The sequence below is a fragment of the Hydrocarboniphaga sp. FW305-C-57 genome, assembly GCF_058783045.1.
In genome coordinates this window covers 57,141-72,516 of the sequence record NZ_JBYSYG010000013.1, presented here as the reverse complement: position 1 = coordinate 72,516, position 15,376 = coordinate 57,141, and the positions used below count along the sequence as shown (strand labels likewise).

At 68.1% G+C, this 15,376-nt stretch carries 13 protein-coding genes; 5 read left to right on the top strand and 8 right to left on the bottom strand.

Going from position 1 to position 15,376, the window contains the following annotated elements; translation table 11 throughout:
- Positions 1-56: 56 nt before the first annotated feature.
- The gene (locus AC3WUM_RS21150) at positions 57-764 is read right to left on the bottom strand and encodes a hypothetical protein (RefSeq protein ID WP_492412847.1); all 708 of its coding nucleotides are present in this window, start codon (positions 762-764) and stop codon (positions 57-59) included.
- A 215-nt stretch (positions 765-979) separates the two neighbouring features.
- On the opposite strand from AC3WUM_RS21150, the gene AC3WUM_RS21145 reads away from it, so the two are divergent.
- The 3 genes from AC3WUM_RS21145 to AC3WUM_RS21135 all read left to right on the top strand — a co-directional run bounded on the left by AC3WUM_RS21145 (position 980) and on the right by AC3WUM_RS21135 (position 6,281).
- Positions 980-2,887 carry an ammonium transporter gene (locus tag AC3WUM_RS21145; RefSeq protein ID WP_492412845.1) on the top strand — a complete coding sequence of 636 codons (1,908 nt, stop codon included), beginning with the start codon at positions 980-982 and terminating at the stop codon, positions 2,885-2,887.
- 166 nt (positions 2,888-3,053) lie between these two features.
- Positions 3,054-4,955 (top strand): DUF885 domain-containing protein, encoded by a 1,902-nt coding sequence (locus tag AC3WUM_RS21140; protein WP_492412844.1) that lies wholly within the window; start codon positions 3,054-3,056, stop codon positions 4,953-4,955.
- A gap of 237 nt (positions 4,956-5,192) precedes the next feature.
- Positions 5,193-6,281, top strand: a complete 1,089-nt coding sequence (locus AC3WUM_RS21135) for a helix-turn-helix transcriptional regulator (RefSeq protein ID WP_492412843.1) — start codon at positions 5,193-5,195, stop codon at positions 6,279-6,281.
- Positions 6,282-6,317: 36 nt separating this feature from the next.
- Here AC3WUM_RS21135 and AC3WUM_RS21130 read toward each other — a convergent pair whose 3' ends face one another.
- Positions 6,318-8,567 (bottom strand): Ig-like domain-containing protein, encoded by a 2,250-nt coding sequence (locus AC3WUM_RS21130; RefSeq protein ID WP_492412842.1) that lies wholly within the window; start codon positions 8,565-8,567, stop codon positions 6,318-6,320.
- A 202-nt stretch (positions 8,568-8,769) separates the two neighbouring features.
- Between AC3WUM_RS21130 and djlA the strand changes: the two genes are divergently transcribed.
- Positions 8,770-9,570: a co-chaperone DjlA gene (gene djlA, locus AC3WUM_RS21125; protein ID WP_492412840.1), complete on the top strand. Its 801-nt coding sequence runs from the start codon at positions 8,770-8,772 to the stop codon at positions 9,568-9,570.
- Positions 9,571-9,645: 75 nt separating this feature from the next.
- On the opposite strand, the gene AC3WUM_RS21120 is transcribed toward djlA, so the two are convergent.
- Positions 9,646-10,089 (bottom strand): DoxX family protein, encoded by a 444-nt coding sequence (locus AC3WUM_RS21120; protein ID WP_492412839.1) that lies wholly within the window; start codon positions 10,087-10,089, stop codon positions 9,646-9,648.
- Between the two features lie 126 nt (positions 10,090-10,215).
- Here AC3WUM_RS21120 and AC3WUM_RS21115 point away from each other — a divergent pair, with 126 nt between their 5' ends.
- Positions 10,216-11,145, top strand: coding sequence for a LysR substrate-binding domain-containing protein (locus tag AC3WUM_RS21115; protein WP_492412838.1), 930 nt, complete (start codon positions 10,216-10,218; stop codon positions 11,143-11,145).
- 71 nt (positions 11,146-11,216) lie between these two features.
- Here AC3WUM_RS21115 and AC3WUM_RS21110 read toward each other — a convergent pair whose 3' ends face one another.
- The 5 genes from AC3WUM_RS21110 to AC3WUM_RS21090 form a co-directional block, all read right to left on the bottom strand.
- Positions 11,217-11,447: a hypothetical protein gene (locus tag AC3WUM_RS21110; protein WP_492412836.1), complete on the bottom strand. Its 231-nt coding sequence runs from the start codon at positions 11,445-11,447 to the stop codon at positions 11,217-11,219.
- A 192-nt stretch (positions 11,448-11,639) separates the two neighbouring features.
- Positions 11,640-12,680: a hypothetical protein gene (locus tag AC3WUM_RS21105; protein ID WP_492412835.1), complete on the bottom strand. Its 1,041-nt coding sequence runs from the start codon at positions 12,678-12,680 to the stop codon at positions 11,640-11,642.
- A gap of 158 nt (positions 12,681-12,838) precedes the next feature.
- Positions 12,839-13,987 carry a PQQ-dependent sugar dehydrogenase gene (locus tag AC3WUM_RS21100; protein ID WP_492412833.1) on the bottom strand — a complete coding sequence of 383 codons (1,149 nt, stop codon included), beginning with the start codon at positions 13,985-13,987 and terminating at the stop codon, positions 12,839-12,841.
- A gap of 101 nt (positions 13,988-14,088) precedes the next feature.
- Positions 14,089-14,646 carry a c-type cytochrome gene (locus AC3WUM_RS21095; protein WP_492412831.1) on the bottom strand — a complete coding sequence of 186 codons (558 nt, stop codon included), beginning with the start codon at positions 14,644-14,646 and terminating at the stop codon, positions 14,089-14,091.
- An 80-nt stretch (positions 14,647-14,726) separates the two neighbouring features.
- A complete protein-coding gene (locus AC3WUM_RS21090) occupies positions 14,727-15,278 on the bottom strand; it encodes a DUF2058 domain-containing protein (protein ID WP_492412830.1) in 552 nt (183 codons plus the stop codon).
- Positions 15,279-15,376 lie beyond the last annotated feature (98 nt).

The window sequence follows — 15,376 nt, the reverse complement described above, 5'->3', positions numbered from 1 at the left end:
CGGCGCTTGGACAAAGCACCAGCGCCGAGCGTTCCGACCCGGCGCCTGCGCGTTGATCAGTTGTACCGCCGCTCGATGCCCGCCCAGGTGGTCTGGGCTTCGGCCAGAAATGCGTCGAAGGCCTGGCGTTCGGTATCGAGGCGCAGCTTGTCGAGCGATTTCCCGGAAGCGCCGGCCGCCGCCAGGTCGGTCGCCTGCGCCCCGGCCTGGGCCTGGCCGTAGCTGAAACCGGTGCGCACGTCGATGAACACCGCCGAGGCGGTCGAGCGGATCGCCGCGTCGCCGCCGGATTTGCCGAGCTTGAAGTCCGAAGACGGACCGAAGGTCTTGCCGCCGGCCGCGAACACGGTGTCGACCGTGGTCACGAGCAGCACGTCGATCTGCAACTTGGCCGCGGCCAGGCGCAGGTCGTCGAGCGAATCGAATTTGGATGGCAGCAGGTTCGGATCGAGCGTCTGCACCTTGCCGACCGAAGCCCAGCCACCGATGGCCGCCAGCTGCGGATCGCCGATGAGCTCCTGCGTGGTGACGAGGCTGAAAGCGCCCTTGCCGTAGCTGCCGGTGCTCGCCGATTCGTAGCGCGGAGCCTGCACGCGTACCACGCCGATGCTCGCCGGGAACTTCGGCGACGGCTGGCGCGAGGCCATTTCGTCGTCGACGCGGCTGATGTCGGCGAGCTGCACCGGTCCGCCCGGGGTCGTGTAGCTCGCGCAGCCGGCACAGAACAACAGCGAAATCGCGGATGCAACGGCAAAGGTACGCAACAGATCGGCTCCTGGATCGGCGAGGCCTCGAAGTCTAGCCGCAGCCCGCATTGCGAGGAACTGAAGGCCGAGCCAGCTTCGTACCAGCTTCGTAACGAATCGATGAACGGCGTGCGTGGTCGGACGGAGAGCTCGCCGCGAACAGCCCAGCCCCCGATAATCGTGGGCCCTGTCCAGCACTCACCGCGGCCGCCCAGCCGAACGCCTCTCCCCGAATGCACACGCAACAACCCGTAGACCTGCTCTGGGTATTGGCCTGTGCGGTGCTCGTGGTGCTCATGCAGGCCGGCTTCACCTGCGTCGAATCGGGCCTCGTGCGCGCCAAGAACAGCATCAACGTCGCGTTCAAGAACCTCATCGACTTCTGCATCGCCTCGGTGCTCTACGGATTCGCCGGCTTCGGGCTCATGTTCGGGGCGAGCTGGTACGGGCTCATCGGCACCGAGCCCGAGATGCTGTTCGGCCCCACGAGTACCTGGCTGTCGACGGTGTTCTTCTTCCAGGTGGCGTTCTGCGGCACCGCGACGACCATCGTCTCGGGCGCGGTGGCCGAGCGCATGCGCTTTTCGTCCTATTGCTGGTCGGCCGTGCTGGTCTCGCTGGTCGTCTACCCGGTCGTCGGCCACTGGGTCTGGGGTGGCGCGCTCGACCACACAGTGGCGGGCTGGCTCGCCGAGCTCGGCTTCATCGATTTCGCCGGATCGACCGTCGTGCACTCGGTAGGCGGCTGGGTGTCGCTGGCCTGCCTGCTGATCATCGGGCCGCGCGTCGGCCGCTTCGGCCCGCAGGGGCGCCCGATAGAAGGCTACAACCTGCCGGTGGCGACGCTCGGCATCTTCCTGCTCTGGGTCGGCTGGTTCGGCTTCAACGGCGGCAGCGCGATGGCGCTCACACCCAAGGTGCCGGCCATCATCGTCAACACCGCGCTCGCGGGCGGTGCCGGCGGCCTCTCCGCAACATTGCTGACCTGGAAACTGCTCGGCGTGCCGGCGGTCGATCGCATCATGAATGGGGTGCTCGCCGGGCTCGTGGCGGTCACCGCGGGCTGTCATCTGCTGACGCCGCCGGCCGCGCTGTTCGTCGGTGCTGTCGGCGGCATGGTCTGCGTGGTCGGCACGCTCGGGCTCGAACGCCTGCGGATCGACGACGCCGTCGGCGCGGTGCCCGTGCATCTGTTCGGCGGCATCTGGGGCACGCTCGCGGTGGCGCTCTGCGCGCCCGACGGCAGCTGGGGCGACGGCATTGGCCGCTGGCAGCAGCTCGGCACGCAAGCCATCGGTGTCGTCAGTGTGGGCGTGTTCTCGCTCGGGCTTTCGTACACGGTGCTGCGACTGCTCAATCTCGTGCTGCCGCTGCGCGTGAGCGCGCAGGACGAGCGCATCGGGCTCAACATCGCCGAGCACGGAGCGAGCAGCGCGGTGCTCGATCTGATCGTGCAGATGGACCGCCAGGCCCGGCGTGGCGATTTCTCCACGCGCGTCGATGTCGAGCCCGAAACCGAGGCGGCGCGCATCGCGGTGTTCTACAACGCGGTGCTCGACCAGTTCGCGGTCGAGACCAATCGCCGGCAGCTCGCGATGCAGAAGCTCGCCCAGCTCGCCAACTACGACACCCTCACGGGCCTCGGCAACCGGCGCCTGTTCAACGAATCGCTACAGCGCGTGGTGCGCGCCGCGCGCTCGCCGCGCCAGCTCGGCGCCCTGCTCTACATCGACCTCGACGATTTCAAGCTCATCAACGATCGCTACGGCCACGCCTTCGGCGACGAGCTGCTCAAGTACGCGGCACGGCGCATGTCGGCGCTGGTGCCGATCGAAGGCGCGACCGCCGGCCGCATCGGCGGTGACGAGTTCGCGGTGCTGCTCGATCGCATCGAAGTGGCGGCCGAAGCCTACGAACTCGCCGACGCGCTGATCGCCAGCCTCGGCGAGACCTTCACGATCCAGGGCAAGCCGTTCCGCATCCGCGCCTCGATCGGCATCGCCCTGATCAAGCACGACAGCCCCGACGCCGCCACCGTCATGCGCCAGGCCGACGAGGCGATGTACGTCGCCAAGCTCGCGGGCAAGGGCAGCTGGCGGCTCTACCGCGCAGGCGCCGAGGAATTCGCGCCGAGCGTCTGAGCGGCGCCCGCAGCAAGGCTGCAAAAGCAATCCTGCCGTTGAGCGACCACCGTCACGCACAAGAGGGAAATCCCCGATTCGCTCGCCCGGATGCGCCGTTAAGCTGCGGCATTGCGCGGTCGCCCGCTGACCGCGCCACCGATCAGGATCACGGAGAGAACCCCTCATGCGCCTTGCCCTTCCGTTCGCCTTGAACACGCTGTCCGCCGCCGCGCTCGCCTTCACTGCGGCCTTGGCGCTGAGCGCCTGCAGCAAGACCGCCGAGCCGCCCGCGGCCCAGCCCGGGGCGAGCGCCGCCGTCGCGCCGACGGCCGAGGAGATCAAGGCCGAGACCGATCGCATCAACGAGTGGTTCGGCAAGAAGTACGAGGAGGAGCTGGCCTTCAGCCCGATCTCGCTGACCTTCCTCGGGCGCAAGGAGCAGTACGACAAGTTCGACGACATGTCCGAGGCCGCCGACGACAAGAAGCGCGCCTGGCGCAAGGGCACGCTGGACGAGCTGCAGTCGCAGTTCACCTACGCCAAGCTCAGCGACGAGGCGAAGATGTCGTACGACATCTGGAAGTACCAGAGCGAGCAGCTCGCGGCCGGCGAAGCCTTCCGCCTCAACGGCTACGTCTTCGACCAGATGAACGGCGCGCAGTCGTTCATCCCGACCTTGCTGATCAGCTTCCACAAGGTCGAAAACGAATCCGACATGCTCGCCTACATCGCGCGCCTGGAAGCCGCGCCGGTCGGGCTCGACCAGCTCGTCGAGCGTGCGAAAAAAGCGGCCGCGCAGAAAATCCGTCCGCCCAAGTTCGCGTTCGAGGGCGTGATCGATCAGTCGAAGAAAGTCATCGCGGGCGCGCCGTTCGGCCCCGGCAAGGATTCGGCGATCTGGGCCGACGCCAAGGCCAAGATCGCGGAGCTCGTGAAATCCGGCGCGATCGACAAAAAGCGCGGCGACGAGCTGCAGGCGCTCGCCAAGGCCGCGCTGGTCGACAAGTTCAAGCCCGGCTACGAGCGCCTGATCGCCTGGGAACAGGCCGACATGGTCAACGCGCCCGAGAACGCCAGCGGCGTCGGCACGACGCAGCCCAACGGCAAGGCGTACTACGAGTTCGCGCTGGCCGACAACACCACCACGCACATGACGGCCGAGCAGATCCACGAGCTCGGTCTCAAGGAAGTCGAGCGCATCCGCGGCGAGATGACGGCGCTCAAGGACAAGGTCGGCTTCAAGGGCGATCTCGAGGCCTTCTTCAAGTTCATCGACAGCGACAAGCAGTTCCGCTTCCCGAACACCGACGCCGGCCGCCAGGCCTACATCGACACCGCGACGGCGGTGCTCGACAACATCAAGAAATCGCTGCCCGATTTCTTCGGCGTGCTGCCGAAGGCCGACCTCGTGGTCAAGCGCGTCGAGGCTTTCCGCGAGCAGGACGGCGCGGCCCAGCATTACTTCCCGGGCACGCCGGACGGCTCGCGTCCGGGCGTCTACTACGCGCATCTGTCCGACATGAACGCGATGCCCAAGCCCGAGCTCGAGGTGATCGCGTATCACGAGGGCCTGCCGGGCCATCACATGCAGATCTCGATCGCGCAGGAGCTCACGAGCGTGCCGCTGTTCCGCACCCAGGCCGGCTTCACCGCCTACCAGGAAGGCTGGGGCCTGTACGCCGAATGGCTCGCCAAGCAGATGCCCGGCACCTATCAGGATCCGTATTCGGATTTCGGCCGCCTGAGTTCGGAGATGTGGCGCGCGGTGCGGCTGGTCGTCGACACCGGCCTGCACGCCAAGGGCTGGACCGAGCAGCAGGCCGTCGAATTCTTCGACGCCAACACCTCGGTCCCGCTCACCGCGGTCAAGTCCGAAGTGCGCCGCTACCTGATCATGCCGGGCCAGGCCACCGCCTATAAGGTCGGCATGATCAAGATCCAGGAGCTGCGCAGGAAGGCCGAAACCGAGCTCGGCGACAAGTTCGACATCAAGGGCTTCCACGACACCGTACTCGGCGGCGGCGCGCTGCCGCTGGAACTACTCGAGCGGCGCGTGGATCAGTGGATCGCGAGCAAGAAAGGCTGAAAGAGGCGCCTATCGCAGCTGCCGACGAGGATTTCGACAGGTCTTGACGGCATCGATTTTCCCATTGTTGTCATAGGCCTGCTGCAGTAACCTGCCCCCGCCCGGCGAGGACGGCGGCGCTCCCTGTGGATTGCAGCGGATGGTTTCCGGATTGCCCAGGGCCAGGAACGGCCCGGTAGCGATCACAGCGGGGGCATGCGGCAGATGGTGGCTTGGGACGAGGGTCGGATACTGGCTTTGGCGGACGCTTTCCAGACCGCCGCGCTCGAAGGTCAGGGTTGGTACGAGGCGCTGGAAGGCCTGGCCGAGGCGACCGGATCGCAGACCGGGGAATTGATCGGCCTCGGCTCGGACGCCGCGGTGCCGTTCAACCTCATGACGAACATCGATCCGGGGTTCATGGTCGCCTTCGCCGCCGATGGCGGCGGCGATCCGGACATCAACCCCTTCGTCCGCGCGGGCGTCGCGGCGCCGGTGCTGCAGGTGCTCGCGGATCCCGACTTCATGTCGGCTGAAGACTACCGGCGCAACGCCTGGTATCACGACTTCCTGCTGCCCTGGGACGTTCCGCACATCTGCCTGACCACGCTCGAGCGAAGCGACAGCACCTTGATCGGGCTGGCGGTCGGGCGCTCACGCGCCAATGGCCCGATCAGCAACGAACAGCGCGCCGTCTTCGCCGCGCTCGCGCCGCACGTGCGGGTCGCCGTGCGGACCCAGATGGCGCTCGAGAACCAGGGGGCCAGGCTGCTGAGCCGGGCCTTCGAAGGTCTGTCGATGATCGCCTTCGTCTGCGACGGCCGCGGCCGCGTGCAGGCGATGACGCCCGCAGCCGAAAGCCTCGTCGGCTCGAATGGCCCGCTGCAGCTGCGCCAGGGGCGGCTCGAGGCCGCCGCCAAGGACGACGCCGCGGCGCTGTCCAGGGCGATCGACGCCGCCGCGCTGGGCATCACCCTGCCCGGCTCACCCACCGCCACGACCATCGTGCTGTGCGGCAGGACGACGCCCCGCGCGCTCGTGCTCGAGGTGGTCCGCCTGCCCGCGCTCGCACACGAATTCACGTTCACGCCGCGCGTGCTGGTGGTCGGGCGCACGCAGCAGGCGAACCGGACCCAGCGCATGCAGACGCTCGCGCAAGCCGTGTTCGGGCTGACTTCGGCCGAGGCCGAAGTCGCCGTGCGCATCGCCGCGGGCCAGTCGCCCGAGGAAATCGCGGCCGTGCGCACGGTCGCCGTCGGCACCATCCGCGCCCAGCTCAAGACCGCCATGTCCAAGTGTGGCGTCCGCCGGCAGGCCGAACTCGTGAGCCACCTGGCCCAGCTCTGACGGACCCGGCGGCGGCCGGGTCCGTCACCAGCCTCATCAGAATCCCGGCGCGCGGGTTCCGGTGATCACGCTGTTGCCGGAGCAGCTGCCGTTGGGACCGGAGTAGGTCCAGGTCAGCGTGCCGGACAGATGCGTGCTGTCCGGAATCCGCACGCTGAGCGACTCGGTGGTCGAGCCCTTGTCTTCCGGACCGTCCGGATAGGTCACGCTCAGCGAGCCCGACAGGCCGCCCGCGTCGTCGGCCGAGCCCATGTTCAGATTGATGGTCTGGCCCGCGTAGCTGGCCTGGTAGTGGGTGTCGGTGATCTTCGAGACACCGACGGTTTCGGTCGTGTCGGCTTCCTCGGAGCACAGGCCGCGCGGGTTGCTCGAGGTCAACGAGCGGTCGATCTGCAGCGTCCAGGCGCCATCGAACTTGCGCTTGACGTTGACGGCGACCGTGGCCACGCGCGAATAGCCATTCTCGTTGCGCGCCCGGTATTTGAACTGGTCGGGACCGAAATACTGGCCGGCCGGCGTGAAGACGAAGTCGCCGTCGTTCTCGAGCCGCACGCTGCCATGCGCCGGGCCATTCACGACTTCCAGCGTATCGGCGCCGACCGTGGTCACGGTCGAGCTGGCGGCGACGCCCTGGATGACCTCGATCGCCGCGTCCTCGGCCTCGGGCAGATCGATCGACAAAGTGGCCTCGAAGGGCTTGGGCTCGGCATTGGGGCGCGTCAGCGTGAAGCTGAAGTCGACCTCCTCGCGCTCGGCGTTGGCCGCCGAGAACTCCAGCCGCAGCAGCTCGCCGGCCGCCGATGCGTCGCCGCCGACCGCGACATCGCCCGCGGAGATCGAGCCGATGCCGATGCTGGCGGCCGGCACGTCCTGGGTTTCCTCGGTCAGCAGGCCTTCAAGCACGGCGGACAGCGGCTCCGGAACCAGCGGCAGCTTGGCGATCGTCGAGCTGATGCGGTTGAACAGGCTGCGGACGGTGGCCAGATGGTTCTCGTGGATGCGCAGCAGGCTCTGCGGACGGAAATAGAGCGGCTCGCCGTTTTCGAAGGCCAGCTTCTGCGTGGCCTTGGCCGTCAGCGCCTTGACGCGCATGACGCTTGCGGCGCGCGCATCGTCGTCGGCGGGCGCCGACGCCGGCAGCAGCGTGAAGCTGAACTCCACCCTGCAATTGCCACGGATCGCGCTGAGGCCATTCTGGAGCGCGGAGCCCTGGTCGGCCTGCTTCCAGATGTAGACGAAGCCGCCACCGGCCAGGACCGCGCCGATGATGCGCGAGGCCGGGTCCGGCCCGACGACGACGGCTTCGAGCCCGACTCCAGCCAGCACCACCACGGCGGCCAGCCGGGCCAGCCCCCCGCTGGCTCCGGCGATCGCCGAAACGCAGCCGGAGGCCGAAAACGCCTTGGCCGCGGCCAGACCCGCCGTCGCCGTGGCGACGTCGCCCTGCGCGTAGCCGTTGGCGATCAGCCGCTGCGCGACCGCGCCGAGCACCGCGTCCTCGGTGGTCTCGAGCAGCGACAGCGAATTGGCGACGTCCGCGCGGCGCGCACGCAAGGCCTCGAGTTCGGCTGCGCTCATGCCGGCGCCCTCATCGGCTTCGAGCTGCGCGAGATCGGCGGCCGTGGATTCGAGCGCGGCGCGCACCACCGCACGCGGGTTGGCGACGTTCGTCGGGCTTCCGAGCTCGACGTCGAACTGCCATGGGCGGCCATTGAGCGTGGCCTGCAGCGTGGTGCTGCCGGCGGCGGCATCGGCCGGCACTTCGAACCACAGCAGGCCGGTGCCGGCGTTGTGCAGCGTTACCGCGCGGCTGCCGAGCGTCGCCTCGTAGCTCTCGCTCTCGAGCGGCAATGCATCGGCGAACAGCACCGCGGTCTGGCCCGGCACGAGTCGCTGCTGGCCTTCGGCCAGCGACAGCGAGGCGACCGTCGCGGTGACGGCGATGGTGACGCGCGCGGTGCCGCTGCGACCACCGGCATCGGTGGCCGTCGCGGTGCAGACCACGTTGCCGTTCTCGGTGACGGTCGGGGTCAGCAGCATCGAGCCCTGCAGGGTGCCCCGATCGCAGGACAGGTTCGGCGTCAGCGCGGCGCCCGCCGCATCGACGGCGCTCGCGCTGAGCGCGACGAAGGCGCCGCCTTCGACGGTCTGCGGCGTGGCGGTCAGCGTGACGCTCGGCGCGGCCGGCGCCGGATCGCCCCCGCCCCCTCCGCCGCCGCAGGCCGCGACGGCGATCGCCGCCAGCGCAATGCCGACTCCTACCCGCATGGTTCTGATGAATGACATGAGTCCCCTCCTGTTATCGGATTTGCCAGAAGGGGCGCACGGCACGCTCCACCTTCGTGGCGCAAACCGAGGCAACTTAGCCAGCCGTGAACGGGCGGTCATTGCCCAAATGGGGAATGCGCCGCCAGCCGGATGACTGGTGGAGGAGCGCGACGGCGCGAAAATCCTGCGCGGGCGTCACAGCCGTTACCATAAGCGGCTTATGAACTTTCTCATCTGGCTTGGCGGCTTCATCGGCCTGCTGTCTGGCGGCTGGCGGGGCCTGGTCATCGGCGCCCTGATCGGTCTGGCGCTCGGTCGCCTGCTTCCGCTGCTGCTCGTGCGCTTCGCGGTCGGCAAGATCAATCAGGTGCAGTCGCTGTTCCTCGATTCCACCTTCGCGGTCATGGGCGCCATGTCCAAGGCCGACGGCCGCGTCTCGGCCGAGGAGATTCGCGCCGTGGAAGCGCTGTTCGACCAGCTGCGGCTGTCGGGCGAGGCGCGCGAGGCTGCCAAGGCCTCGTTCAACCGCGGCAAGTCTGCGGGCTTCGATCTCGACGCCGAGGTCGCCCGCTTCGCCGCCGCCGCGCGCGGCCAGCGCGTGCTGCACCAGATGTTCCTGCAGATGCAGATCGCCGCGCTCGCGGCCGACGGCCAGATCCACCCGGCCGAGCACGCGCTGCTGTTGCGCGTCGCGCGTGGCCTGGGCCTGTCCGAAACCGAACTGCAGGCGCTTGAAGCGATGCTGCGCGGCGGGGGCGGCGGCTACGCGGACGGCGGCGCGTCGAGCGCGTCGCAAGCTTCGGCGCTCGACGATGCCTACCGCGTGATCGGCGTCGAGCCGGCCGCCAGCGATGCCGAACTCAAGCGTGCCTACCGCAAGCTCATGAGCGAGAACCACCCGGACAAGCTCGCCGGCAAGGGCCTGCCCGAAAGCATGCGCGCGATGGCCGAGCAGAAGACGCGGGCGATCACCGCGGCCTACGACCGCATCGAGAAAGCGCGCCGGGCCGCAGCGGCTTGAATTCGCCGCCGCATGCAAAAACGCCGCCCCAGCGAATAACTGGGGCGGCGTTTTCGTTGGTGAAGCTTGAAGCCTTCAAACCTTGCGGACCTGGCGGTCGACGCTCCAGGCGCCGGTGCCGTGGACCAGGTAGCCGAGCAGGCCGCCGGCGATCGCGACGTTCTTCCAGAACATGATCGCCTGCACCTGGTCGGCGAAGTCGGCATGGAAGATCAGCGCCGAGACGACACTGAAACCGGCGAGGACGAACGCGGCCCAGCGCGTGTAGGCACCGGTCAGGATCGCCGCGCCGCCGAGCACCTCGACCGCGATCACGAGCGGCAGCAACCCACCCGGAACGCCCATTGCCTCCATGTAGCCCTGGGTGCCGGCGTACTGGCCGATCTTGGACAGGCCCGAGATCAGGAAGATGGCGGCCAGACCCGCGCGACCGGCTACGTCGAGCACGTTGCTGATGTAGGGCTGGCGGATCGGACGGCTCTTGTCGGTACTGGTGTGAGTGGCGGTTGCGGTGGTCATGGTGGTCTCCCTGAAAGTCGGATCGGTGTTACTGCGTGGTGAAAACAATAATTTCGGAACAATCTCTTGATAAGCTGGCCATACCACGACAATCTGTCCCACAGGCAGAACAGTGACGAGCCGACGATGGAAGACCTCAACGATCTCTACTACTTCACCGAAGTAGCCCAGCGCGGCGGATTCTCGGCAGCCGCGCGGGTGCTGCAGATTCCGAAATCGAGGCTGTCGAGACGCATCGCCGAGCTCGAGCAGCGGCTCGGGGCGCGGCTCATGCAGCGCTCGACGCGCCGGCTGCACCTGACCCCGATCGGCGAGGATTTTCTGGCCCGCTGCAAGGCGATGGTCGTCGAGGCCCAGGCCGCGCAGGAGCTCATCGAGCGCGGCGTCGCCGAGCCGCGCGGCCGCCTGCGAATCTCCTGCCCGATCTCGCTGGCCCAGGGCGCGCTCGCCCTCGCGCTGCCGGCCTTCCAGGCGCGGTTTCCGAAAGTGCAGGTCGAACTCGAAGCGACCAACCGGCGCGTCGACGTGATCGCCGAAGGCATCGACATCGCGATCCGGGCGCGCGCCGCGTCGATGCAGTCGGCCGAGCTGGTGTCCAAGCCGCTCGGCGTGTCGCGTCGCTATCTGGTCGCGAGCCGGGCGCTCGTCGAGTCGATCGGCGCCCCGCAGACGCTCGCCGACCTGCGGCGCTACCCGAGCCTCGCGCAGACCTCGGCCGATGGCCGCTATTTCTGGAAGCTCAGCGGACCCGCTACCGGCCCGGGTCCGGGCGCGGAGCCGGTCAGCGTCGAGCACCATCCGCGACTCGTCACGGACGAAATGACAGTGCTGCGCGAAGCCGCGATCGCCGGCGTCGGGCTCGTGCAACTGCCCCAACTGCTTTGCGAGGACGCCCTGGCCGACGGCCGGCTGCTGGTCCTGCTGCCCGATTGGAAGGCCGAGCAGGACCTGATCCACGCGGCCTACTTTTCGCGCCGGCAGAACATTCCGGCGGTACAGGAATTCCTGCGCTTTCTGGGCGAGCAGATCAGCCCGCTGTTGCCGCAGTCCGCTTGAGACCGTGGACCGTCGATCGCGCGAGCGCCCGCCGGTGGTGAGACCGAAAAATCGAGGGCTTGCGCTGCCGATCAGTTGCGGCTCGATACCTCGGTCCGGGCCGTGAGCGGGGCGCAGTAGGACGCATCGTCGGCATTGCCCCAGATGCGGCAGACGGTCTCGCGGGTGGTCGGAGCGGACAGTGCTTGGTCCGGCAAGGCCGCGACCGGGCGTCCGGTGCTCGCACAGGCACTCAGCAATAGCGCCGTGGCGAATGTGGCGGCGAACCTGAGCTGGGAGGCGTGGAATGGAGTGCGGGTCATGACGATCACCTTGATTGCAGTCCGTCGCTGAGGACGGAAACTGGCGATCAAGGTAAACTCAGGACAAAACCGCGATAAGACGCCTACATCACGATAGTCTGTCTCACTGGCAGAACAATCGATCGAGCCCTCCAAACAAAAAGACCCGATGACCGGAAGTCATCGGGTCCGTCACTGCTCGCTGGCTAAGCCTTACTGGATATAGATCGGCCCGCTGAGCGGCGTGCCGAGCGTCGAACCGGTGCTGCTGGTCAGGCCCGGATCGATGCTGACCGTGTATCGGCCCGGCGCCAGGTTCGGGTTCACGAGCACATAGTCGTTGGCGCCCTTCTGCCAGTGGGTCGCCACCTCGGTGCCGTCGGCGGCCTTGACCTTGATGTGCCGCGCCGCGACGTTCGGATCGGCCAGCTCCGAAAGGCGGATCACCAGGCTCGGCTGGTCGGCCGCCTGGCCGACGAACTGCACGCCGAAGCCACTCGTGCTGGCGTTGTTCTTCTGCCACCAGGCATCGAGCGCGTCGACGGCCTGCGGCTTGCGAACCACCGGAGCCTGCGGCTGGGCGACGGCGCCCGACGAAGCGAGCTGCTCACCATTCGTCACCGGCTCGGATTCGGCCTTCTGCATCGGAACCTCGGCCGCGGCGGCCTGCGCGGGCGCGGCCATGGCGATTTCGGGGCCGGTCGCCGGGTTCGCCTGCTGAGCCTTCGAGGCCGGCTCGGCAGCAGAGGCGACCTGCGCGGTGGGCGCCGAGGAGGCAGCCGGCTCCGGAGCCGACGGCGTGACCGTGGCAGTGGACGTCATCGCGCTAGGGGCCGAGTCTGCCGGAGTTGCAGCCGGGTCGATCGCCGAAGCCGGGGCCATCGCGACGGCATTCGGATCGACGCTGGAGGCTGCCGTATCGGCACCCGCGACGCCGGCAGCCTCCACGTTCGGAGCCGCGCCCGGCGCAATCGCCATTTCGCTACCTGGAGCTCCGGCGGGCGCCGCCATCTCGGTCGGCGTCATCATCTGCTCTCGCTCGGCCTTGGCCTGCTGCTGGGCGGCGACTTTCTCGTCTCCGCCATTCAGGGCCACGGCCGCACCGATGCCGAAGATGGCGACGATGCCGCCGAGGATGCCCATCTTCACTTTCGACGACTCCTGACCCATGTCGAGTCCGCCGGACGGGACTGAGCCTGGCACCAAACCGGCGCTCTGCGAGGTCGGGCCGTAGGTTTTCTGACCGAATTCCATGTCCTTCTCCTTCTTGTTTCTGGGCCCCGATCGGGGCAGGACTGCTCGCTCCGATTCCACGGTGGCCCACCTCGCTTGAATCCCTTCTGAATTGGACACACCTGTCCATTAGCGCATAAGCGATTGATTGTCCTTTCAATATTTAGAATGCGGCGGGTTTAGGCTGCCGGCGTGAGCTTGAACAGCTGGGCCGAATCACCGTCCTCGAGCACCCAGATCGCCCCATCCGGGCCCTGCTCGACCTCGCGGATGCGCTCGCCGAAATCGATGCGCTCGGCCTCGCGGGCGCTGTCTCCATCGAACTCGATGCGCACGAGCCCGTGCGACACCAGGCCGCCGATGAAACCGTCGCCGCGCCAGGACGGGAACATCGAACCGCTGTAGATGATGAAGCCGGCCGGGGCGATGACCGGGTTCCAGCTCACTTCGGGCGCATTGAAGTCGGGGCGCGTGTCGTGATCGGGAATGTCGGAGCCGTCGTAGTTGCTGCCGTTGGAGACGATCGGCCAGCCGTAATTGCTACCGCGCTCGATGAGGTTCAGTTCGTCGCCGCCCTGCGGCCCCATCTCGTGCGTCCACAGGCGGCCGTCGGCATCGAAGGCGATGCCGAGCAGGTTGCGGTGACCGTAGCTCCAGACCTGCGCCGCGACCGGACCCTGGTCGGCGAACGGATTGCCGTCCGCCGCCGCGCCATCGTCCTTGAGCCGCAGCACCTTGCCGAGGTTCTGCGCGAGGTCCTGGGCCGGGCTGCCGAGCTGGCGTTCGCCCGAGGTCAGGTACAGATCGCCGTTCGGCGCGAACGCGATGCGGTAGCTGTAATGCCCGGTGCCCCTGACCTTGGGCGCCTGCCGCCAGATCACGCTGAGTTCGCGCAGCGCGGCCCCGCCGTCGGCGGCGAGATCCAGCCTGGCCCGCGCCAGGGCACCCCCGCGCGTACCGCTGTCGCCAGCCTCCGCATAGCTCAGATAGATCAAGCCGTTCTCGGCGAAGCGCGGATGCAGTACGACGTCGCCGAGCCCGCCCTGGCCGCCGTAGGCGACCTCGGGCACGCCCGTCACCGCACGCGAGCTGGTGCCGTCCTGCGTGACCAGGCGCAGGGTTCCGCCGCGCTCGGTCACGAGCAGGCGGCCGTCGGGCAGGAAGCTCATCGCCCAGGGCTCGTCAAAGCGGGCGACCGAGGTCTTGGTCAGGCCGGCCGGTACGGTGCCGGGACCGTCGTCCGCTTCGTCCCCGGACCCGCTTCCCGAACAGGCCGCCAGAGCGGCGAGCAAGGCCATGCCGGCCAGCGCCGTAGAAGTTTTACGCATGCAGTCCTCCAGAGTCGCGGCGAGCGCCGGGATCGGCGCCTGCGAAGGTCGCCGCTACGCTCCGTCGGCCCGCTTGAACGCCCTCTGAATGCCGCGCGCGCTCAGCGCAGCGGCAGCATCGAGCGCTCCTCGCGCACGGCTTCCATGTTGTCCGGCAGGCGACGCGCCTCCTCGACGAGCTGCACGGTGATCGGCGTATAGCCCGGCAGCGGCTCGTTGAGCTCCTCGGCGACGTAGCGGATCACGGCGACGATCTGCTCGTTGGTGAAGCGCGGGCCGAAGCGCGGCATCATGCCGAAGTAGTACTGGTCGCCGACGAGCACGTCGCCCCAGTACGGACCGTAGATGATCGCGTGGGCGACGTAGAGCTGACCTTCGCGCAGCGTCATCCATTCGGAGAGCCCGGTCAGCGGCGGAAAGCCGTTGCTGCCGTCGGTCTTGCCCTTGCCGTCGGGCTGGTGGCACAGCGCGCAGCGATCGAGGTAGATCGTCTGGCCGCGCGTCTCGGTATAGATGACCCGGTTCGGGTTGACGTTGTTGCGGACCTGCCCCTGCGGGGTCTGAGCGAACGCCGCCGTCGGCGACGACGCCAGCAGCAGTCCGGAAAGTGATAGTCCGATGATGAGCCGCGACCGGCGGCTACGGATGCGTGATCGCATCAGTGATCTCCCGTCGGTGGGCGATCACGCCGCAGCAATTATCACGCCATGAGGGGCAGCGTCAGGTCCGCCCGGGCGCCTCACCACATGAGGTCGTCGGGTACCACGAAATCCTTGTACGGATCGTTCTCGTCGACCGGCTTGGCTTCGCTGGCGTCCGGCCGGGCGACGACCGAATGCGGGTCGCGCTCGCGGACGCGCTCGGCGATCGCGGCCGGCACGATGTGATAGCGGCCATCGGCCCGCACGATCGCGATCTCGCCCTTGCCGAAGCGCGCACGCAGCGTCGGGTTGACCGGAATGCGGCGGATCTTCTTGCCGTCGATGAAGTTGTAGTAGTCCTCGCCCTCGGGCATCGGCAGCCGGTTCTGCTCGACCAGCTGCTTGATCTGGGCGCGCATCTCCTTCTGCTTGAGCTTCTCCTGGGCGACGCGGTTGAGCTCCGCATCGCGCGCCGCCTTGGCGGCCTCGGCGGCCTGGTGCGCGGCGATGCGCTGCTGCTCGGCCGCCGCGGCGGCCGGATTCTTGGCCCGTTCGCGGCGCTGCTGGCCCTGGTGCTTGCTGGCCTGCTTGGCCTGCTTTTCGTTGATCAGGCCGGCAGCGAACAGCTGGTCGCGCAGTGACAGACTCATGGCGGACAAGAAAATGACTGGGGAGGCCGTAATCGTCCACGACCATTGGCGCTGCCGCAAGTCCGCCACAGCCCGACACGGCGCTATGCTCGGCCGGG